At 36.0% G+C, this 21661-nt stretch carries 17 protein-coding genes and 2 pseudogenes; 15 read left to right on the forward strand and 4 right to left on the reverse strand.

What is annotated here, in order from left to right:
• Positions 1–8 precede the first annotated feature (8 nt).
• Positions 9–659 (reverse strand): annotated as a pseudogene (locus F887_RS16570) (ATP-binding protein); the annotation flags it as partial.
• Positions 660–812: 153 nt separating this feature from the next.
• Here F887_RS16570 and F887_RS16565 point away from each other — a divergent pair.
• The 8 genes from F887_RS16565 to F887_RS16530 all read left to right on the forward strand — a co-directional run bounded on the left by F887_RS16565 (position 813) and on the right by F887_RS16530 (position 12457).
• Complete coding sequence (locus F887_RS16565; RefSeq protein WP_005291218.1) at positions 813–1514, forward strand: heteromeric transposase endonuclease subunit TnsA; 702 nt, start codon at positions 813–815, stop codon at positions 1512–1514.
• Complete coding sequence (locus F887_RS16560) at positions 1511–3415, forward strand: Mu transposase C-terminal domain-containing protein (RefSeq protein WP_228129818.1); 1905 nt, start codon at positions 1511–1513, stop codon at positions 3413–3415. Before F887_RS16565 ends, F887_RS16560 begins: the two co-directional genes overlap by 4 nt.
• 10 nt (positions 3416–3425) lie before the next feature.
• The gene (locus tag F887_RS16555; protein ID WP_005291222.1) at positions 3426–4337 is read left to right on the forward strand and encodes a TniB family NTP-binding protein; all 912 of its coding nucleotides are present in this window, start codon (positions 3426–3428) and stop codon (positions 4335–4337) included.
• The gene (locus tag F887_RS16550) at positions 4334–5389 is read left to right on the forward strand and encodes a TniQ family protein (RefSeq protein WP_005291226.1); all 1056 of its coding nucleotides are present in this window, start codon (positions 4334–4336) and stop codon (positions 5387–5389) included. Before F887_RS16555 ends, F887_RS16550 begins: the two co-directional genes overlap by 4 nt.
• Positions 5359–6804 carry a hypothetical protein gene (locus tag F887_RS16545; RefSeq protein ID WP_005291228.1) on the forward strand — a complete coding sequence of 482 codons (1446 nt, stop codon included), beginning with the start codon at positions 5359–5361 and terminating at the stop codon, positions 6802–6804. Before F887_RS16550 ends, F887_RS16545 begins: the two co-directional genes overlap by 31 nt.
• 27 nt (positions 6805–6831) lie before the next feature.
• Positions 6832–8697, forward strand: coding sequence for a hypothetical protein (locus tag F887_RS16540; RefSeq protein WP_228129819.1), 1866 nt, complete (start codon positions 6832–6834; stop codon positions 8695–8697).
• 72 nt (positions 8698–8769) lie between these two features.
• Entirely contained in the window at positions 8770–10854 is a 2085-nt protein-coding gene (locus F887_RS16535) for an AAA family ATPase (RefSeq protein WP_005291234.1), read from the forward strand.
• 115 nt (positions 10855–10969) lie between these two features.
• Positions 10970–12457: a hypothetical protein gene (locus tag F887_RS16530; RefSeq protein WP_005291237.1), complete on the forward strand. Its 1488-nt coding sequence runs from the start codon at positions 10970–10972 to the stop codon at positions 12455–12457.
• A gap of 5 nt (positions 12458–12462) precedes the next feature.
• On the opposite strand, the gene F887_RS18125 is transcribed toward F887_RS16530, so the two are convergent.
• The 3 genes and pseudogenes from F887_RS18125 to F887_RS16520 form a co-directional block, all read right to left on the reverse strand.
• Positions 12463–13281 (reverse strand): hypothetical protein, encoded by an 819-nt coding sequence (locus tag F887_RS18125; RefSeq protein ID WP_005291240.1) that lies wholly within the window; start codon positions 13279–13281, stop codon positions 12463–12465.
• Between the two features lie 103 nt (positions 13282–13384).
• A pseudogene (locus F887_RS16525) lies at positions 13385–14224 on the reverse strand (YifB family Mg chelatase-like AAA ATPase); the annotation flags it as partial.
• 69 nt (positions 14225–14293) lie between these two features.
• Positions 14294–14521: an accessory factor UbiK family protein gene (locus tag F887_RS16520; RefSeq protein ID WP_004802123.1), complete on the reverse strand. Its 228-nt coding sequence runs from the start codon at positions 14519–14521 to the stop codon at positions 14294–14296.
• 275 nt (positions 14522–14796) lie between these two features.
• On the opposite strand from F887_RS16520, the gene glnK reads away from it, so the two are divergent.
• From glnK to F887_RS16485, 7 genes are all read left to right on the forward strand, one after another.
• Positions 14797–15135 (forward strand): P-II family nitrogen regulator, encoded by a 339-nt coding sequence (gene glnK, locus F887_RS16515; RefSeq protein WP_004656379.1) that lies wholly within the window; start codon positions 14797–14799, stop codon positions 15133–15135.
• Between the two features lie 67 nt (positions 15136–15202).
• Positions 15203–16609: an ammonium transporter gene (locus F887_RS16510; RefSeq protein ID WP_005291248.1), complete on the forward strand. Its 1407-nt coding sequence runs from the start codon at positions 15203–15205 to the stop codon at positions 16607–16609.
• A gap of 125 nt (positions 16610–16734) precedes the next feature.
• Positions 16735–17199 carry a transcriptional regulator NrdR gene (gene nrdR, locus F887_RS16505; protein WP_005291251.1) on the forward strand — a complete coding sequence of 155 codons (465 nt, stop codon included), beginning with the start codon at positions 16735–16737 and terminating at the stop codon, positions 17197–17199.
• Positions 17200–17211: 12 nt separating this feature from the next.
• Entirely contained in the window at positions 17212–18312 is a 1101-nt protein-coding gene (gene ribD, locus F887_RS16500) for a bifunctional diaminohydroxyphosphoribosylaminopyrimidine deaminase/5-amino-6-(5-phosphoribosylamino)uracil reductase RibD (RefSeq protein WP_005291255.1), read from the forward strand.
• On the forward strand, positions 18309–19601 hold the full coding sequence (locus F887_RS16495) for a DNA adenine methylase (RefSeq protein ID WP_005291258.1): 1293 nt from the start codon (positions 18309–18311) through the stop codon (positions 19599–19601). The genes ribD and F887_RS16495 overlap by 4 nt, the downstream gene beginning before the upstream one ends.
• A 396-nt stretch (positions 19602–19997) precedes the next feature.
• Positions 19998–20837, forward strand: coding sequence for an MIP/aquaporin family protein (locus F887_RS16490; RefSeq protein ID WP_005291259.1), 840 nt, complete (start codon positions 19998–20000; stop codon positions 20835–20837).
• A 160-nt stretch (positions 20838–20997) separates the two neighbouring features.
• Positions 20998–21657 carry a riboflavin synthase gene (locus tag F887_RS16485; RefSeq protein WP_005154709.1) on the forward strand — a complete coding sequence of 220 codons (660 nt, stop codon included), beginning with the start codon at positions 20998–21000 and terminating at the stop codon, positions 21655–21657.
• Positions 21658–21661 lie beyond the last annotated feature (4 nt).

A 21661-nucleotide genomic window follows, 5' to 3' on the forward strand; every position in this document is an offset into this window, starting at 1 on the left:
GTCGCTTCTTAGCTTTGGCTGCCACGATAAGACAATGCTTCTGTTAAATGGCTACTACTGATGCGTTCGCTTTCAGCTAAATCTGCAATGGTTCGAGCTACTCTTAATACCCGATGATAGGCGCGAGCAGAAAGGTTGAGCCGCTGCTGTGCCATTTCTATGATTTTGGTTGAACTCTCATCTAAAAGTGCATGTTGTTCCAATAATTTGGGAGAGAGTGCTTGGTTTAAACAGTGCTGTCTTTGAATTTGTTTTTCATACGCTGTGATGACGCGTTGCCTGACACTGTCTGAATTTTCTACGGGCGTTCGATCTTGCAGTTCCTGAGCTTGTAAGGGTGGAACATCAATATGTAAATCAATACGATCCAACAAAGGTCCTGAAATTCGATTTTGATAGCGTTGGATACTATCGGGAGAACATTGGCAGCGACTATCTTGATTAAAGGCATAACCGCAGGGGCAGGGATTCATCGCTGCAATAAATTGGAAATTTGCAGGAAAGGTCATTTGCCGTGCCGCACGAGAAATCACAATTTCTTTGGACTCTAGCGGTTGGCGCAGAACTTCGAGGACTTTGCGATCAAACTCAGGCAATTCATCCAAAAACAATACCCCCAAATGAGCTAGGGTAATTTCACCAGGTTTGGGTTGTGAGCCACTGTCAAATACAATAAAAAAAGCTACTATGAGGTTAGAAATTAGGATTTTTATGCCACTTTTTATAAAAATAGCCTCTAATCTTTACAAAATTAGACCCTACAAAGTTGCATATTACCAAAATTAGACTCTACAAAGTTGCAGAGAGCCAAAATGCCAATTAAAGATGATTTTAAACCCGTCCGAAAACCTAAGCCTGTTTATGGCAGTGTCTCAGGTTATTATGCTTTTAGAGGTGAAGACACAATTTGGTTTGAATCTACGTTAGAGCGAGATTTATTACAAAAGTTAGAATTTAATGTAAATGTTATGCAAGTTGTCAGTCAGCCTGTAGAAATTCCATATCGTACAAATTTAGACAATCTTTCAACGTATACGCCTGATTTTTTAGTGCAATTTTATGAAACTAAATGCTATCAACCACCTTTGTTAATTGAAGTGAAGCCTATACAGAAATTGAAAAAAGACTGGACTATTTTAAAGCCAAAATTAAAAGCTGGTCTTGGATATGCTCATGAGCATGGCTGGAATTTTAAAATTTATGATGAAAAACGCATTAGAGATCAATTATTAGCAAATATTCAGTTTCTTAAGCGCTATAAGAATGCAGATTTTCCTAAGGATGAAACTATTCGGATTCTAGATAGATTGGAAGAATTCGGAGTCAATTGTGTAAATGGCTTAGCAAGTAGCCTATATAAATCTGATCAAAAAGTTTTACAAATGATAGCTCATATCTGGTTTCTAATTGAAAAGAAATTCATTTGTTGTGATTTAACACAGCCACTTAAACCAACAACGGTGATATGGGTAAATAATGATCTGAAAAATTATATAAATTTTGAGGGCTTATGATGAAAGAGCAAATTATTCTTGATAGACGTCTGCTCCAACTCAAAGTTGGAGCAATTGTTCAATATCATAAAAATGAATACCAAATTTCAGATATTGTGAGTTTTGAAGAAGTCATCGGAGTTCATTTAAAGACTTTCAAATCTGAAATCCTTCGCATCGATGAGCTAAGTTTAAGTGAGTTAGAAACTGATCAGGATAATCACCATATTGAACACTCAGAAATATCAGAAGATGATTGGAAAACGGCCATAAAGCGATATTCCATAATTCAAGAATTTGTTGATAAATCGAGTAAGGCTGAGGTAATACAGCTAGCTGATCAAGAGGGATTACACTATACAACCATTTATAACTGGTTATCGGCATATAGAAAATCGAAGTCAATATTGGCTTTATTACCGAATAAAAGAGGTTGGAAAGAATCCAAAAGCCGTCTCAACGATACGACTGAGGAAATCATACGTCAGGCGATTAGAGATTATTATTTAACAGAACAAAAGCCTACATTAAGTAGTCTAGCTGAAATGGTTAAAGCTTTATGTCTAAAAAATAATATTGAGCCACCCCATCCGAATACAGTTAGATATAGAGTACGTCAGATTAATGAGCAACTTGTATTAAAAAGTCGAGCTGGAAAAAAAGCTGCGAAAGATAAATTTGAACCAACCACAGGGCATTTCCCGAATGCCAATTATCCATTAGCTGTTGTTCAAATTGACCATACACCCATAGATATTATTGTTGTTGATGAAACACATAGATTACCAATAGGCAGACCATTTTTGACTCTGGCTATTGATGTGTACAGTCGGATGATTGTTGGGTTTTACCTTTCCTTGGATCATCCTAGTGCAACATCTGTTGGGTTATGTATTGTCAACTCTATTTTGCCCAAAAATCGCATTCTTTTAGAGCATGATATCAATACTACTTGGGATGTATGGGGAGTAATGGATACGATACATACCGATAATGGTGCAGATTTTCGCACTGAATTCTTGCAAAGATCTTGTTTGAAGTATGGAATTAACTGGGAGTTCAGACCAATTGGGAAAGCAAATTTTGGAGGACATATTGAGCGTTTGATTGGCACTGTAAATAATGAAATACACCTTTTACAAGGCACAACTTTTTCTAATATACAAATGAAAGGAAACTATCAGTCAGAGAAAAAAGCTGCCATTACTCTTAAAGAATTAGAGAAATGGTTAATTTTCTGGATGACAAAAATATATCACCAACGAACTCATTCTAGTTTAAACATGTCCCCAATAAAAAAATGGGAACAAGGAATATGGGGAACAAAAGACCAAGCTGGTACAGGATTAAAGCCAAGAGTGAATGATGAAATAACTTTAGCACTTGATTTCTTACCTGAATTTAAAAGGACAATACAGCGTTATGGGATTGAGTTAGATAAATTACAGTATTATTCAGAAGTGCTACGAAAATGGATTGGCTCTAGTGATCCTGACAATTATAAGGTTAAACGAAAATTTTCATTTAGACGTGATCCTCGTGATGTCAGTTATATTTGGTTTTATGAGCCTGATTTAAAAAAATATTTTAAAGTACATACATCAAAAAAAGAGATCCCTCCTATTAGCATTGCAGAATATGAAATTGTGCAAAAAAAGCTACAAGAGCAATCAAAAGATACAACTAATCAAGATTTTATTTACCAAGCGATATTGGAATCTAAAGAAATGATTAAAGATGCTTCTAGCAAAACAAAAAAGGCAAGAAAACAACATGAGAAAAATTTATTACGTGATAAGCAGGCTTTAAAACTATCTAATTCTTCCAAAAGTCCTGTACTTGAATTATTAAACTCAGCAAATCCAGTTATACAAGATGATTTTTGGAATGAATCAGTAGAGCCATACAATGATATTGAGTGAGTATCACAATATGAATGAGTTTTCACATTTGCATGAAAGTGTACGGCAGATTATTTCTTTGTCGAATCAAGAAAGGTTGAAGTACCTCTATTCAGATAAGTGGATAGGATATGACAGAGCGAAAAATATTTTAGATTTACTAGATGATTTATTAAATCAACCTATAAGGATTCGTCCACAAAGTTTATTAATTGTGGGGGAGCCTAATATTGGAAAAACAACAATCATAAGAAAATTTGTAGAAAGACACCCTCAAACAAATATTGAAGATCAATTTAATAAAATTATTGAGGTGAGGAAGCATCATCTTTTAATAGATGCACCAATTGGTGCTGATGAAAAAAAGCTTTATATTGCTATCCTAGAACAATTTTTAGTGGCTTTTAAACACACGTCACCTGCTATTCAGTTGAAACATCAAGTTGTTCACTTGTTTAGAAAATTTCACATCCGTATGCTAATTATTGATGAGATCCATAATTTTTTAACTGGCACACCGTTGAAGCAACGTGAGATTATGAATGTTTTAAAAAACTTAAGTAATGAGTTAAATCTATCCATTGTTGGTGTGGGAACCCAAGAAGCTGTGCAAATACTTTATTCTGATCAACAACATGCGAGTCGTTTTGATGTTGCAGAATTAACGACATGGGCATTGGATAGTAATTTTAGGAAGTTGTTAGCAAGTTATGAAAAATTATTACCCTTAAGGCAACCTTCAGGGTTGGCGGATAAAGAAAAAGCAATTGCTATACATCAAATAAGTAATGGGAATTTGGGAGACATTATTCGGTTATTAATGGATTGTACGAAGGAAGCTATCGATTCTGGAAAAGAAAACATTGATATTTCTATAATCAATCACTTTCGTGAACGCAAGACCAATCAAAGTTATAGATCAATTCTTAGTATTAATGTATGAAACTGTGGTTTGTAGAGCCTTATGACGATGAGTTACTAAGTTCATGGTTAATACGTACCGCAATTGCTCAAGGATGCCAACCTTTAACTTTAACGCACAAAATATGGGGGAGAAGTTGGAGACCTTGGACTAGCGATTTAGATCTAAATATAGATTCTGAATATCTTGAGATATTGTTATCTAATAATATTTCACAGGAACAGTTATTACTTTTAACATTGAAGAATGAGAACAAGATAATTAATAGTCGAAGTCCTCAGGTAAGATGGATTACTAAATTAGGGATTCGTAGTTTAGATCGTACAGGTGGACTACGATTTTGTCCTGTTTGTTTAAATCAGCAGGCATTTTTAAAGAAATCATGGAGATTAGCATGGAATGTATGTTGTCCTCAGCATAGATGTCTATTACAAACTATTTGCATAGATTGCTCATTACCTTTTAGCCCACATAAATTATCATATAACAGGCTAGATATCCGTTATTGTGTAAGATGTGGTCATGATTTGAGTTCACAGATCAGTCTTATTTCCTCGAATGAAATTTTTAATGTTCAAAGGAAATTGAATAGCTATATAACAGTAGGTGACAGATATAGCGATAATGATTTAAGTGTAAATAATGTATTTGATAGATGTCATTTTTTCTTAAGATTTCTGAATCATGCTTGTGCTATTCAAACTCTTTCAGACATAAGGCTAATCAATGATCTGAACATTGAAGTAAGTAAAAAAAATAGATCAAGTGAAAATGTTGAAACAATGTCTCCAGAGTGGTTATTTGAATTGATGAAAATTATGTCAGTGATACAGGATAAATCTTCGATAGAACTAGCTCTCTATTTTAAAGAATTTGGATATACAAAACAAAGCTTTACTTCAAGAGTAATAATGAATAGATATAGTTTTAATAAAGATTTTTTAGAGCACCTGCCTTCATTGCCTAGAAAGAAAAAACAGCTAATAAAGAAAAAATTTACTCATACAGTTGAACCTTTACCAAAAGAACAGGTATTAGAAAAATGGAATCAATTGTTGATGAAATTGAAGTAAAAATTTGTTTTGGTTGTAAAGTAGAGTTAGATATACCAAAACGAAAATATTTTGGTAAAGTCTTTTGTGACTATTGTTATCAAAGAAAATTTATTAGAAAAACATGCAATCTTTGTCAAAACAATAAAAGGATATTTGAGCAAGATGATACTTGCCAAACCTGTTTAGTGCAGACTTTACCATGTATAAGATGTAATAGAATTGGACGAAAAATTGGAAAATTAGCAGAACAAGGGATCATTTGTAATTCTTGCTCAGTTTTTTTTAGAAAACTTAGAAAATGTGATGAATGTGGGAAAGAAAAAAGATATATACATAATTATTCATTATTTGATGCACAGAAAATCTATTGCTCCCAATGCGTCAAAAAATTATTTCACCAAAAATGCTCCTCATGTAAAAATAAAAACTTCATTTATGCTTGTAATTTACAACAAGATAAATTCTGTAAAAAATGCTTTTTAAATAAAAAATACTGCCGGATATGTCATATAGATATTCCTGCTGGTAGTTGGACAACAGAGTGTCGAAGCTGTGGAGCTAAGAGGCTGTTTATTGAGAGAAAGGAAGAGTACGTCAAAGAGTTTGATCCACTTGTAAGGAGTCTATATGAAGCAGTTTTAAATATCTTATGTGAGCAGAAAGGCTATATTATCGCTGCTAGAATGGTATTGCAGCTTAGTCCTGTTTTTAAGCAAATGAACAGATATTATTTTGAATTTAAAATTTTACCCAGCAGTAGTCTTTTCAAAAACGAGTTGAAGAAATTTAAAGCCAATTATACGAATCTCATTTTAAAGGTGATGCATGATGTAGGTTCAAGAAATCATGAGGAATTTTTAATTAAAGAAAAAATTGCAAATCAAATTTTAAAAATTTCAATCACAAATCAATTTTACGATTGTTTTACGAGTTACGTTGAAAAAATAAATAAAAAAACCAGTCAATTACATTCCAAAAGATTAGCAATTACATCTGCGGTCATGTTTGTTAGATTCGTCAATATTTTAGAAAAAAAAGAAATTAATCAGATAATTGTGGATCAATTTTGTTGGCTACATTGGGGGCAACGTGCATCTTTAACAGGATTTATCAATCATCTAAATATTTATTATGATTTGAAGCTCATCATTAAAGATAAAGGCAAATTTGTTTTTGAAAAAAGAAGAGAATCGAAAGTTCGATTGGAACAGCAGATAATCTCAATACTTTTAATCGCTGAATCAACTGTTAAAAATCATCTATTACAAAAAGTATTTACTTATATGCATAATATTGAATTTCCTGATGATTTAAAGAATGTGGATGTTGTCAGATTAGTAAGCGTAAAAGATTCTGTTAGGTTAAAAGGTATAACCTTCTACCTTGGATTAGGTAGCTTGAACTTTACAAAATTAAATGCTACTAATGATTGAATTATAGACTATTTAATGGTTGGTAGAGTGTTAGTAGAAGAATTTCCAGATGATAGAATTGAACGCATAGTCTACGCTACAGGATCTATTCCGATTACGAGTGATTATGTATCCAATCCTCTAGTCAACGTTTTTCTAGTACCAGCTCCTTGGCACTCTAAAACACATGAGCCACAACTAATTCAAATTCCGATTGCTGAGCTAGATGTAGTAAGAAGAGGGACTGTTTGGCGTGGCAAAGAAAAAATCCTATATAACAAAAAAGTTGGTGAAAGTAGACAACATCAAGATTTTTTTGAATTTAATAAATATTCAAAGGAAAAAGGTAGTGAGGAAACAGAAGTAGATTTTGAAATAAAAGTAATTCCCAATGAAAGCAAGATGGTGAAATTTGGGTCGCAGGATAATGATGGAAATTATCTTATTCCATTTTCTTATTTTTCTTTACCTCTAAATTATAACGGTCAGTCTAGAACTAAAGAAAATGCTAATTATCTAAATCAAGTAAATATTAAAAATAGTTTTTGTAATGTCTTTACTGATAATGGCATCGAGTATGTTATCCCATGTCTAGAAATTTTTACTGCTTTGTATGCTCCAATGAGAAAAGAGCTAAGGCGTATGATCCTGACACATACGAAAGAGGAAATTATTTCAAAGTATGTCGATAGAGATAGTGATGATTTTAAAATAGGTTCTGATAAGCAAATAACTTTGAGACTAAAAGAAAATTTGGGGGATAGTAGTGCAATATTTCTTGCACATTTATTATTGTCTGATCATACAAATAAGGTATTCGATGAATTTAAAAATAGTATAGCTTCTAAAGAAAATGATCATCTTAATGTAAGACTTGAAAGCTATTTTACAGGTGAAACAAATATCACTGGCAGGGGAATTTGGTTAAATGAGGAAAAAACTAGATTATTAGTACTTCGTATAGAGTCATTCCAACTTCCAACTGATATTCAAGTGAATATTATTGAAAAAAGGAAACTGAAAAAGCCAAAAGATAAAGGATCATCGAATGGTAGTAATCAGGGTGAAGAAGAAACAGAGGTTATAAGAACTGTTGTTAAAAAAAAGAAAATTAATCTCACCAATAAACGACCAAATGGTAAAGGTAATAGAAAAAATTATGTGCTTTCAGAAGTTCAGACTTCTGCATTAGACGGAACATTAATAAGAACTGTTGAGATGGAATACACTGAGACAGATGAAGATGAAAACGATAATGAATCTACATATGGTAAAGAAAAAATTACGATTGTAGATCCTGATAAAGAAGAACTAATCAATGCTTCATCAGGAGAAAAGTATACCCATCAAGGTGATAAAGTGTGGTCGAATGAAATTAGACAGTCCAATATTTTGAAAGACCCTCTGACAGTTCCTATTGACGTTTTTAATGCAATAATTGAATTAAATCAAGAAAAGGATTCTTTTTTTCTGAAAATAGCTAACAAGGATGGTATTGTTTCAAGTTTAATTGATGATTTTAAAATTAGTTATTCTGATTATCGATATATTGATGAAAATGCTTGGGTTTTAAAGAGTGATGAATACCGAGAAATAATACTTCTTCAATTGTATTTTTTATATAAAAAGTTTGAAAATTTTGATTCAAATATGAATTATTATTTAGTTGAGATATTAAGACGCGAAAACTCTTCAGATCGTAACACTGGCTATTTAATAAAAGTACCTTATAAATTAGGAAGTAACCATCTTAGAGAACTATTAAAAGATTTGGCTGATACACAAGGTCGTTTAGAAGAGAAAAAAGATGGTTCTTTAAAGCCTTTTAAACACTCAAAAGGTGGTCTTACTTGGAGCGCAAAAATGAAGAAAACAATTCTTGAAAAGTTTGAAATCAAGTTGATGGATAATTAGGTTTAAGTTTTACTGATTATAGAGTTGTACATATAAGCTATAAATTTTTTATTATATTATGAGGGTTTGACAGTGTTATTAACTGGATTTCAAGTCGAAAATTTTAGATCAATTGATAAAAGTGAATGGATCGACGTAGAAGACGTTACTGCTTTAATTGGTACTAATGAATCAGGGAAAACTAATTTATTATGTGCTTTGTGGAAGCTTAATCCTGCAAGTAAAGATGCAGATATCAATCTTTTAACTGATGCTCCACGTAAACTATATAGTCAATTGAGAGCTAGTAATAAGGATACAGTATTTATTCGCACTGAATTTTTATTAAATGACGAAGAGTCTCAACATGTTTCTAATTTAAGAAAAAGACCCCCAAATGAGGTCAAAAAAGTATCTGTTTCCAGAATGTATGATGGAATCTATTTGATTAGGTTTCCTGATGAAAAATTACCAACATTAAAAGCAGATATTTTTCAAAAATTTATAGATGAGAAAATTAAATATATACAAGAGCTTCAATTGTTAAAAAGTGAAAATGAAGAGAAACGTGATAATTTTTCTGATGTTTTTAATCAACTTAGAGGTTTATTTGAAAGCTCAATAATAGATAAAGCACGTATTGATAACGCCAGTTCACTTTTATCAAATTTACGTGATGAGAAAGAACCTAAAACAAGTGAGTTCACTAAAACTTTAAATGAAACAGAGAGTTTTTTTAAAGATCATTCAACTGAAATTGATAGACCTAGTGCCGATGAACTAGCCGAGTCTAGGCGTTATATTGTTAAAAATCTTCCAACTTTTGTATATTACTCAAATTATGGAAATTTGGATTCTGAAATTTATTTACCTCACGTTATTGAAAATATGAGTCGAACAGATTTGGGGGCAAAAGAGTCTGCCAAAGTAAAAACATTAAAAGTTCTCTTTGATTATGTGAAACTCGAACCTCAAGATATTCTAGATTTAGGACGTTCAGATTCAGATGATGAATTGTCAGATGAAGAAATTGAATTAAAATCCAAAGAAAAAAAAGAACGTAGTATTCTTCTGCAATCGGCATCTACTGAGTTAACAGCAAAGTTTAGAGATTGGTGGAAGCAAGGTGAATATAGATTTAGATTTGAAGCTGATGGTAATCACTTTAGAATATGGGTATCTGATGATAAAAGACCTGAGGATATTGAACTAGAGGGACGTAGTACAGGTTTACAGTGGTTCTTAAGCTTTTATCTGACATTTTTAGTAGAAAGTAAAGACTCTCACAAAGATTCAATCTTATTGTTAGATGAGCCAGGTTTATCTTTGCATCCATTAGCTCAAAAGGATTTGTCATTATTTTTTAGAAATTTATCTAAAACTAATCTGATACTTTATACAACGCATTCCCCTTTTTTGGTAGATTCTAATCATTTAGATCGGGTGAAAGCCGTATTTATACAAGATGATGGAACTACAAATGTATCTTCTAATTTAAGAGCAAATGAATCTAATCCATCACAGACAAAATCAATTTATCCCGTACATGCTGCATTAGGTCTTAGTGTCTCTGAGATGCTATTTAACAACTGCACACCTGTTTTGGTAGAAGGACCTTCCGATCAAATATATCTCTCAGCAATAAAAACCTTGTTAATTGCATTTGGTGAATTAACGCCTAAGAAAGATATTATTTTTGTTCCTGCTGGTGGTACTAGAGGAGTAAAACCAATTGTTAGCCTATTGACTGGTAAAAATGAAGAATTACCTAAAATTCTTCTTGACTCAGATAGTCAAGGAGAACAAATGGTACAAGCCTTAAGAAAAGATCTATATAAGGATAATCCAGAATATGTGTTAGAAGTTTCAAAAATTGTAGATATGGAGCAAGCTGAAATAGAGGATTTAATACCTGCAAATGTAATAATTAAAATGGCAAGATATCAGTTGCGTTCAAATAATCCCGATGTCGAGTTCGAAGATGTATATGAAGAAGGTAAGCCTATTTTGAAGCAATTGGAAAAATTTGCTCAAGATAATGAGATTCCTTTGGAAAAAGGATGGAAAGTTGATTTTTCTAGATTGGTAAAAAATAATTTATTAAAAACAGATAAAAACAAGATTGATCAGAATGATCTAGAGAGATGGAAGGCACTATTCGAAAAGATATCTATTTAGGATATTTTAAACTTTAAGTGACATAGTGTGATTTTTATACTTATTGTAGTATTCTTTATTTAATCAAGTGTTTGCTTTGGCTTGCACTTGTTAATATTAAGTATTTAGGATAGAAATGAACTCTTTATCAGATTTAATAATAGTTTTTTTTAAAGTGCTAACTGTGAATTACAGTCTATATTTGGGGAGGATTAAAACTCATTATCCATCAAATGCGTTGCTAGCGAAGATTATTGAAAATGACAAGAAAATTTCAGAGCTATCTTTTAAAATTAATAAAATAATGTCAATAGCTTCTAACTCTGTTAATGAAGAAGATATTATACAACTAAATATAATAAATAAATTGTTGGATAGAATGGATTGTGAGAAAAGAATCGAGAATATTCCTTTTGAAAATAAAGTTGATATAAAAAAGTATCCTTTATATTTTTGTTGTATTGAAGCTTTGGATTATGCACTTGATACGGTGGAATATAACAATAGTTATCATGATGAAGATAGTAATATTGTATCTAGTCAAATAAAAATAATAGTATGTAATATTTTGAATAAAAAGAGTTTATTTCAAAAATATACTAATGTTTTAAAAGATGATATCGATTTTATTTATGAGGTTAGAGATAATGGTGGTGAGGATCAGGAGGATTTTCAATATGAAGCTTTGCTAATATTTTTGTTAATAAAAATATATATATTAAATTATTTAAATATTTCTTTGAATTATAGTTATGAGAGGAAAGTTGCACATTATACTAATATTGATGTTGCAATGATGCTGATAGAAAAAAATACAAAATTAAGACTAGTATCTCCAGAATTTATGAATGACCCTTCAGAAGGGAATATGTTATTTAAATTTATGAATATTAGCCCTGAAAGCTCAGATGATTTAGGTAAAGAACAACTTAACTTTTTTTCTTGTTTTACGTTTAATCATAATTCCTTAAATCAATTTCGATTGTATGGTCGGAAGGAGCTTATTGAATGTTCAGGTGTAAGTCTAACTATAAATAATAAATTCTTTCAAGAAAATGACTCTTTTAACTTATATAGGTGTATTTATATAGAACCAAAGACAGGCTATCTAGAGGTAGCAAAAAGAAGTAAGTGGTCATTTTTTCAAGAATATGCGGATACAAAGTCAATAGATGACATTGAAAGACTTTATTGGAGATATAGTAAGAGTATTACTTTAAGGAATAAGCTTTTAAGCCATGGTGTTTTATTAATGAAAAGTTTGGCTAATATATATGATAATTCAAAAAATAAAATATTCTTAAAGATATTAGATCATATATTAACATCTTTAAAATTTCTATTTAAACATTTTTCTTTTAAAGAAGAAGAGGAGTGTAGATTGATGACAATAGGTACACTATCATCACCAAGTGTTACCTATGATAAGAAATTAAATTCAACATATATTGAATATAGCAAAGATGTAAGTGACTATCTTGATAATATATACTTAGGGGTAGCTTCGAAAGATTTACTAACCGCTATAAAGATTTCTGCTTTAGGTAAATGTTCAAATTTACCTAAAATTAAAGTTTCAGATAATCCTTATAGGGTGTATAAAACAATAGATAAATTATCTTAAATAATTTATCTAGTTTCTATTGGTTTTATCTTATGCAGGATGTTATTTTTAAAGAAGTCATACGGATATAAATTGTCAAATTTAATATTTTGTATTTTTTCTAATGATACATCTGAGGTGCCTGTTGCTATAGGAATAAAATTCAATTTAGTGCCATCATTGGTATATCCAGTACTGTAAATATATTTTTGAAATTTGGTTATTTGATTGAAATGGTTTTCTATTAATTCTCTATCATTTGTCTTTACTATGATTGGATTATAAATATCATTTATTTGAGGGTGACACCTTTCGTCGCTTTTGCCAATAAAATAATTCGGCAAGTAGTCAGCCTCATTTTTTTGATAATGTTGGTACTTGAGTGTTAAATCTATTACATTAAATGGTGGTGCATAAACCCAAGCATGAGGGGCTGTAAAATCACCTGTATCTATAGCCCAAAAGTGTGTTTGAGGAAGATTGGCTCTATTAGGAAAGTTGATTGTTAAACTTCCTTTTATGACACAATTCCAAACACCAAGTTTATCTAGAACTCTAGATATAACTGTACTTACATCTACACATGCTCCTAATTTTTTATTATTTCTAATACTGTTGTAAAATAATTTGCAAATTTCTTTTATTGTGTGTTCAGCTTGTACTAGATATTGGTCTGAATAGTTTCTTTTATTAATATATGCAGCATATATTTCTAAAAACTTAGGATCTTTTTTTTCTTCATTTATAAAATTTTCATGATCATAAAAACCTGGTGTATTAAAAGGTATTTTCTTTTTAAGAAGAAGCGCTTCTATTTCTGTCAATGATAATTCTATATATTCCATCTTTTTGACTCTAAATCTGTAACTGACTCTTAAACTTATCAATGAATGTTAGAAAATGGTAGAAAAATATTTTGTACAGTAGAATTAATTTTTAGAATTAACAGCCACCACCGACCAAGGCAATCGCAGATGCGGTATGGTGCGGTGCTCGAAATGGGCGTTGCCCAAAGCGATGCTGTGCATTGGCGACGGAATAAATACTGGCAACTTCCAAATTTTCCTGTGCATTGAGCGGCGGTAAAATAGAGGGAAGTCGAGAAGCGAGTAAGGTTTTACCTGTACCCGGAGGTCCTTTAAATAAGAGCGAATGCCCACCCGCTGCTGCAATTTCCAATGCACGACGGGGGCGTAATTGTCCTTTAACATCTGCTAGGTCGAGTTGATAAGATGTTGAACCATGATTTGATCTTTCTGGTGCAGCAGCAATTTGAGCGTTGCCCGAAAAATGTGCACAGACTTCCTGTAGGTGATTGGCTGCATATACCTCAAAATTGGGGAGTTGATTGGCTTCTTCTAAATTTCCTGTGGGAAGTAATAGACGGTGTTGTGCCTGTTGGCAGGCCATCGCAATGGTCAATGCACCTGAAATCGAGCGTAAATGTCCATCAAGTGCTAGTTCACCAATAAATTCAAACCCTTCGGTACTATTTTCAGGGAGTTGTCCAGAAGCAATTAAGATACCTAAAGCAATCGGAAGGTCGAGTCTTGAGCCATCTTTGGGGAGATCTGCTGGGGCCAAATTGATGGTTAAGCGCTTGGTTGGAAACTGAAAACCGCTATTAATAATAGCTGAACGGACTCGATCCTTACTTTCACGTACTGCTGCTTCAGCTAAACCCACAATCGTTAATGAAGGCAAGCCTGAACTGATATGAACTTCGACTTCAATTTGTGGGGCGTGCAGCCCCAATAGGCCTCTCGTATAGATTTTGGCAAAAGACATCTTATTATTGTTCCATTGTGGTGCTTTATTTTTAATCATTTTTCGGTGCTGGTCGCACCGAATTGGTGCTTATTTTTTATTCTGAACGATTTCTTCGAGTATTTTCATTTGCTGTTGCAGCTCTGTGAGGCGTTGATTGGCCGTATTGAGTGCAGTTCTTTGGCGATCAAGTTCCTGTTTAGAGACAAGGTCTAACTTTTCGATGCTTTCACTCAGTAACGCCCGTAAGTTTTTTTCTAGGTCTTTTTTAGGTTGGTCAACTTGCTGCAAAATTGCCTGTAAAAGAGTCTCAATCATAAAGTGCTCAATAGGTTATGTATATTTGCTGCTCAGTGTATCACCGCTGGTTATATTCCTCTAGCACACTTCGGGACAGAAGGATGAGTGACGGGTTGATTTCATCCAATATCGCGAAATGAAACTTATTTTCGATGCACTATCTACATCTTCAAGCCTAAATAGGTTATAAAGAAAGCTTGTGTCCGATATTTAAAAACCCCCAACCTTTAAATATTGGCATGAAAATTGAACATAAAACCTTACTGGTGAAAATAAGCCGAAGGAAAACAAACATGAAGCTTGTAACTGCAATTGTAAAACCATTTAAATTGGATGATGTGCGTGAGGCACTCTCTGAGATTGGTGTTCAAGGGATTACCGTAACTGAAGTCAAAGGTTTCGGACGTCAAAAAGGTCATACAGAACTGTATCGTGGTGCAGAGTATGTGGTTGATTTCTTACCGAAAGTGAAGATTGAAATTGCAATTAGTGATGAAATGGTTGATGCAGTCATTGAATCGATTACTCGTGTCGCAAGTACAGGCAAAATTGGTGACGGGAAAATCTTTGTCACGAATTTAGAACAAGTGATCCGTATCCGTACGGGTGAGACTGGGCCAGATGCTGTCTAAATTGGCACAAACTTTGCTGAGTTAGAAATTAGAGAAATAGCTCGCAAAATAAGGTTGGGGGACACGAATGAAAAAAATGCTTATGGCGCTCAGTCTATCTGGCGCACTCTTAGGTGGTTCAGCGGTGGTTTGGGCAGAAGATGCTGCATCAACACCAACAACTGAACAAACTGTAGCAGTAGCTGATACGGGTGCTGCAACAACTGAAATTGTTGCAGTTGAAGCTCCAGCTCCTGAAGAAGCTGCTCCTGCTGCTGTCGCAACAGTAGATACAGGGGATACAGCTTGGGTTCTTGTTTCAACAGCATTGGTTCTGTTGATGACTATTCCTGGTTTAGCGCTGTTCTATGGGGGTATGGTTCGTAAGAAAAACGTACTCAGCACCATGATGTTCAGCCTTTCAGCAGCAATTCTTGTAAGTTTAATCTGGGTGATTGCAGGTTACTCATTGGCCTTCTCTGGTTCAGGTGCTTATGTGGGCGACTTGGGCAAAGCGATGCTGAATGGCGTTGCATTTGATGCCTTAAGTGGGACAATTCCTGAAAGCTTATTTGTTATTTTCCAAATGACGTTTGCGATCATCACTGTTGCAATTATCAGTGGTTCGATTGCTGATCGTATGAAATATTCAGCATTTATGGCATTTATCGCAGTTTGGGTGATCTTGGTTTATGCGCCAATCACACACTGGGTATGGGCGGCTGACGGCTGGTTATTCAAAGCAGGCGCATTAGATTTTGCTGGTGGTACGGTTGTTCATATTAACGCAGGTGTTGCAGGTTTGGTTGCAGCATACATGTTAGGGAAACGTACAGGTCTTGGCCGTGAATCTATGGCACCGCATAACTTAACCTTAACTGTAATTGGCGCAAGCTTGATTTGGGTGGGTTGGTTCGGCTTTAACGGTGGTAGTGCTTTAGGTGCTGGTGCGCGTGCAAGTATGGCAATTCTTGTGACTCAAGTTGCTGCTGCCGCTGCTGCATTCTCATGGCTCATTGTTGAACGTCTTGTTCGTGGTAAAGCATCAGTTCTGGGTGGTGCATCAGGTGCGGTTGCTGGTTTAGTGGTGATTACACCTGCTGCGGGTTTCGTTGGTGTAGGCGGCGCATTAATCATGGGCTTAATTGGTGGTGTGGTGTGCTTCTGGGGTATTACAGCACTGAAACGCCTGCTTAAAGCGGATGATGCTCTAGATGCGTTCGGTTTACATGCTGTTGGTGGTATTGTTGGTGCGATTCTTACGGGTGTGTTCTACAGTGATGAAATCATCAAAGCTGCTAACGTTGCACTTGCACCAACCTTTATCGGTCAATTGTGGGTACAAATCGAAGGTGTGTTAGCGACAATTGCTTATAGCGCAATTGTGACCTTCATTATTCTGAAAGTGATTGATCTGGTGATTGGTATCCGTGTCAGCGCTGATGATGAGCGTATGGGTCTTGACCTTAGCCAACATGGCGAACGTATCGAATAATCCATATAAGATATGATTTTAAAAACAGCCTCATGGGGCTGTTTTTTTATGCCTTTAGCGTGCTGGTTCTGCAATTGAAGAAACTTTGCTACACTTAAGCAAAGAGAGTAAATAATCACGCAACTATGCATTGTCCATTTTGTAACGCCGCTGATAGTAAAGTCATAGACTCCCGTTTGGCTGCCGAAGGCTGTCAGATTCGACGTCGTCGTGAATGTGTCATTTGTGGGGAGCGATTTACCACCTTTGAGAGTTATGATGTGGTGATGCCACGTGTGATCAAATCCGACGGTAAAAATGAACCTTTCGATGAGGCCAAACTACGCCGTTCTTTAATGCATGCCTTGCAAAAACGTCCTGTCACTCAGGAGCAAATTGAAACTGTACTTAGCGATATTCAATCGCATATTCGTCGGCTAGGCGAACGCGATGTCAAATCCAGAACCATTGGTGAAATCGTGATGCAGGCATTATTTGCATTGGATCATGTCGCCTATGTTCGGTTTGCCTCTGTGTACCAAGATTTCCAAGATGTAGAAGCATTTCGCCATCAGATTGAGCAAATGCAACAACGTGAAAATGAAGCTTAAATTCGAGAGATCATGTCTGAGTTAACCCAAGATCATTTATCTGAATATCATTATTGGATGCAGCGTGCTATTGAATTGGCTCGACTTGGACAATATTCGACGAAACCCAATCCAAATGTCGGTTGTGTCATCGTTAAAGATGGTCAATTGATTGGAGAGGGGTATCATCCCAAGGCAGGACAGCCGCATGCGGAAGTATTTGCATTGCGCCAAGCAGGTGAGAATGCCAAAGATGCGACGGCTTATGTCACTTTAGAACCGTGTGCACATTACGGGAGAACACCGCCTTGTGCGGAAGCTTTGGTCAAAGCTCAGGTAAAAAAAGTTATCATTGCCTGTTCAGATCCGAATCCATTGGTTGCAGGTAAAGGCGTTAAAATTTTACAAGATGCAGGCATTGAGGTTGAAACGGGAATTTGTACGGAAAGCGCAAAAACGCTCAACTTTGGCTTTCTAAAAGCCATGTCCACGGGCCTACCTTATGTACGCTTAAAAATAGCATCAAGTCTAGATGGCCGCACTGCCATGGCTTCGGGTGAATCAAAGTGGATTACAGGTCCAGCGGCAAGACAAGATGTACAACATTGGCGGGCAATTTCAGGTGCGGTGATCACGGGTATTCAAACCGTTTTAGCTGATGATTGTGAATTGAATGTTCGTGCTTTGGAAGGTGTTGATCTGACAACCGTGGTGCAACCGAAGCGGATCGTTTTAGATCGACAAGGACAGCTCCCGCTTTCTGCAAAAATTTTACAGCAATCTGAAACGGTGATGGTGATGACACCATTTCGTCAAGAACTTGCTGATTTAGGCGTGATACAATTGACGCCGCAACCTCTAAACCAGTTATTGCAGACTTTGTCCCAACAATATCAAATTTATGATGTTTTGGTTGAGGCAGGTGCAACTTTATCAACGGCCTTTTTACAACAAGGATTGGTTGATGAAATGATTAGTTATGTTGCACCAACTTTACTTGGTCAATCTGCTCGGGCTATGTTTAATGCTGAATTTAGCACAATGGCAGAGCAGCTCCGTTTTGAGTTGGTCGATGTAACCCAACTTGGGCAAGACATTCGCCTAAGATTGTTCCCTATCCAAGAGATGATATGAATCCAGAACCATCGGTTTATCACAAGCGTCGTCATGCTGCCCGTACGACTGACGAATATCTTTTTCATCAGTTAGTGCCGTATCTCGGTAATAAGCGTCGACTGCTTCATCTGATTCTAGAAGCGCTTGAGATTACAGGGACACTGAATAGCAAGAAAAAGAATCCACCGATTTTTGCTGATTTCTTTGCGGGGAGCGGTGTGGTCTCTCGTTTAGCCCGTCAAAATGGTTATCGCGTGATTGCTAATGACTGGGAACCGTATAGCCATGCACTGAACAATGCGATTTTGGCTTGTGTTGATGCGCCTGCATTTAAAGAATTAGGTGGCTATCAGAAAGCGATTGATTACCTGAATCGCTTGCCTGAAGTTAAAGGTTGGGTCACGCATAATCTCTGTCCGCGCAATGATGATGTGTATGATCCTGCCCGTGATCGCCTGTTCTTCAAACGCCGTAACGGCATGCGTATTGATGCGATTCGTCAGCAGATTGCAACTTGGCAAGCACAGGGTGCAATTAATGATGTGGAAATGAGTGCTTTATTGGCACCATTACTTTATTCAGCAAGTTTCGTTAGTAATACCAGTGGTGTCTTTAAAAGTTTCCATCAGGGCTGGGGCGGACGTACCCAAACGGCGTTGGAGCGGATTGAATCGTTGTTGTGGCTGACACCGAGCCGTTTTTGTGAGATTGGGGATGCAAAGCGTCCTGCTGCTGAAGTGTGGTGTGTGGATGCACAGCACTTGGCTAATCAGATGAGTGGTTTCGAAGTGGATGTTGCTTATCTGGATCCGCCTTATAATCAGCATGCCTATAGTAGTAACTACCATGTTCTTAATGCGTTGACCTTATGGGATCAAGTGGACTTGCCATCCCCAGACACCAAGGGTTTTAAAAGCGGTATTGATCGAGCTTGGCGTAAAGAACGTCCAAGTCCTTATAACTCATCTAAATATGCCAAAGAGGCGTATGAAAAGTTACTGGAAACGATTAATGCGCGTTATATTTTGACCAGTTACTCGACTGATGGAAATATTGAACCGAAAGATTTGCTGACGGCTAATTTAAAACGCGGCAAAGTCACGCTATTGACCCAAGATGTTCCGCGTTATCGAGTGAGTAAACAACGTCAGTCTGAACGTGCTCGTGTACTTGAGTTTATTGTGATCACGGATACGCATGCTAAGTCAGGGCCACCATTACGACAGCTTTTGGGGCAGTTGTACCATTTCGCTGAATTGGGCGGTGTAGATACAACTGGCAATAGCACCCAACTGGCACTTTGGTAAGATAAAACGGACACCACTTTAACAACAAAGTGGTGTTTTTGTATCCAAATTTTAATGAGTATCGGTTAACTAGATCAATATAATCGTTTTGAAAGATAAGCTCATGTTTTTATAGTAAATTTATATTAACTTTTGATTGATTTATACGTGCTAAGTCATGCATTAAAACTAGAAGATATAAAATGATTGTTAAAAAATAATGATTTAAAACAAATAAATAGATTTTTATTGCCCTCTATTTTTATCATCGTGTTCACCGAATATAAAGATGGAAATACTTTGACCAATCGTTTAAATTTTTACCAAATGATATTGACCGTATCAGAAAATAACTATAGTTTGCCGAGCTTAATTTAGGGTCTTGCCTATTAGCAGCGATGACCAAGAGAGGTTGTTATGAGTCGCTCGGAACCCACCTTATTGGGGCAATGCGTAGCTGAATTTTTTGCTACTGCAATTTTTTTATCATTTGGTATTGGTGTGGTGGCTGCGCTGAAGCTTGCAGGTGCAAGTTTAGGCTTGTGGGAAATTAGTATCGTATGGGGTTTGGCGGTTGCATTGGCAGTGTATTTATCTGCCGGCATTTCAGGGGCGCATCTTAACCCCGCAGTGACCATCGCTTTGGCACTGTTTGCAGGATTTGATAAGCGTAAAGTCCCTTTCTATATCATTGCCCAAGTGGCAGGGGCTGCAACGGGTGCGCTGCTGGTATATGGGTTATATAGCAATTTATTTATGGATTATGAACAGACTCATCACATGGTACGTGGCAGTGTAGAAAGTCTGGAACTAGCGGGGATCTTCTCCACTTATCCGCATCATCTGTTATCGCTTGGTCAGGCCTTTATGGTGGAAATGTTTATCACCATGTTATTGCTCTGGCTCATTATGGCGATTGGGGATGACAGCAATGGTTTACCGCGAGGCGCTTTAGCACCGATTCTAGTAGGTTTGCTGGTCGCAGTGATTGGTGCGTCATTTGGCCCATTAACTGGCTTTGCCATGAACCCTGCACGTGATTTTGGCCCAAAAATCGTGGCTTATTTCTCGGGTTGGGGGCCTGTTGCCTTTACAGGTGGTCGTGATATTCCTTATTTCATTGTACCAATTATTGCACCTATCGTTGGTGCTTGCTTAGGCGTACTCGGCTATAAATTATTCTTTAGCCATTTCTTGGTCAAGAATCAGGTTGCAGCCAAAGAGACGGCAGATCAGCAAGTGTCTGAGATGCCATAATTGCATGATTCAATAAATTATCGAAAGAGGGTGATCAGTTGATCGCCCTTTTTTATTTGCGGGCATTTGAACTGGCGATGCCTTGTTATCTAAAGTTCTTTGCTTTAAGGTATCTTATTTACTGTAGCACGTACTGCAATAAAGGTAGGTTGAAACTCCCATGTTTACAGGCATTATTGAAAGTTTAGGTAAGGTTGAAAGCCTACAAAGTGTAGGTGGCGATATTCGTTTACGTATCCAGACTGATTTGGATATGTCTGATGTGCATCTAGGTGACTCGATTGCGACCAATGGAATCTGCCTAACTGTGATCGAATGGGGTGGAAACTGGTACGCTGCAGACGTGTCTCGTGAAAGTTTAAACCGGACCACATTGGGTCAGTGGAAAGTGGGGCAAGCGGTAAACGTAGAAAAAGCGATGCTACCCACCACACGTTTTGGTGGTCATATTGTCAGTGGACATGTTGATGGCTTAGGTGAAATTACGGTGGTTCGCCAAGACGCGCGTTCTTTGTATTTTGAAGTAACAGCACCGCCTGAATTGGCAAAATACTTGGCAGAAAAAGGCTCAGTCACTGTGGATGGTATTAGTCTGACCATTAACCATTTACGTGGCAATATTTTAAGCTTGAATTTGATTCCACATACCGCTGAGCGTACCAATATTGGAACTTGGCAAGTGGGAAGCAAGGTGAATTTAGAAGTCGATGTGTTGGCGCGTTATATCGAGCGTTTGTTATTGGGTGATAAAGCTGCGGAACAGAAAACTGAATCAAATCTCAGCATGGCGTTTTTAGCGGAAAATGGTTTCTTAAAATAAAATA

The organism is Acinetobacter sp. NIPH 2100 (assembly GCF_000369805.1).
Taxonomy (GTDB): domain Bacteria; phylum Pseudomonadota; class Gammaproteobacteria; order Pseudomonadales; family Moraxellaceae; genus Acinetobacter.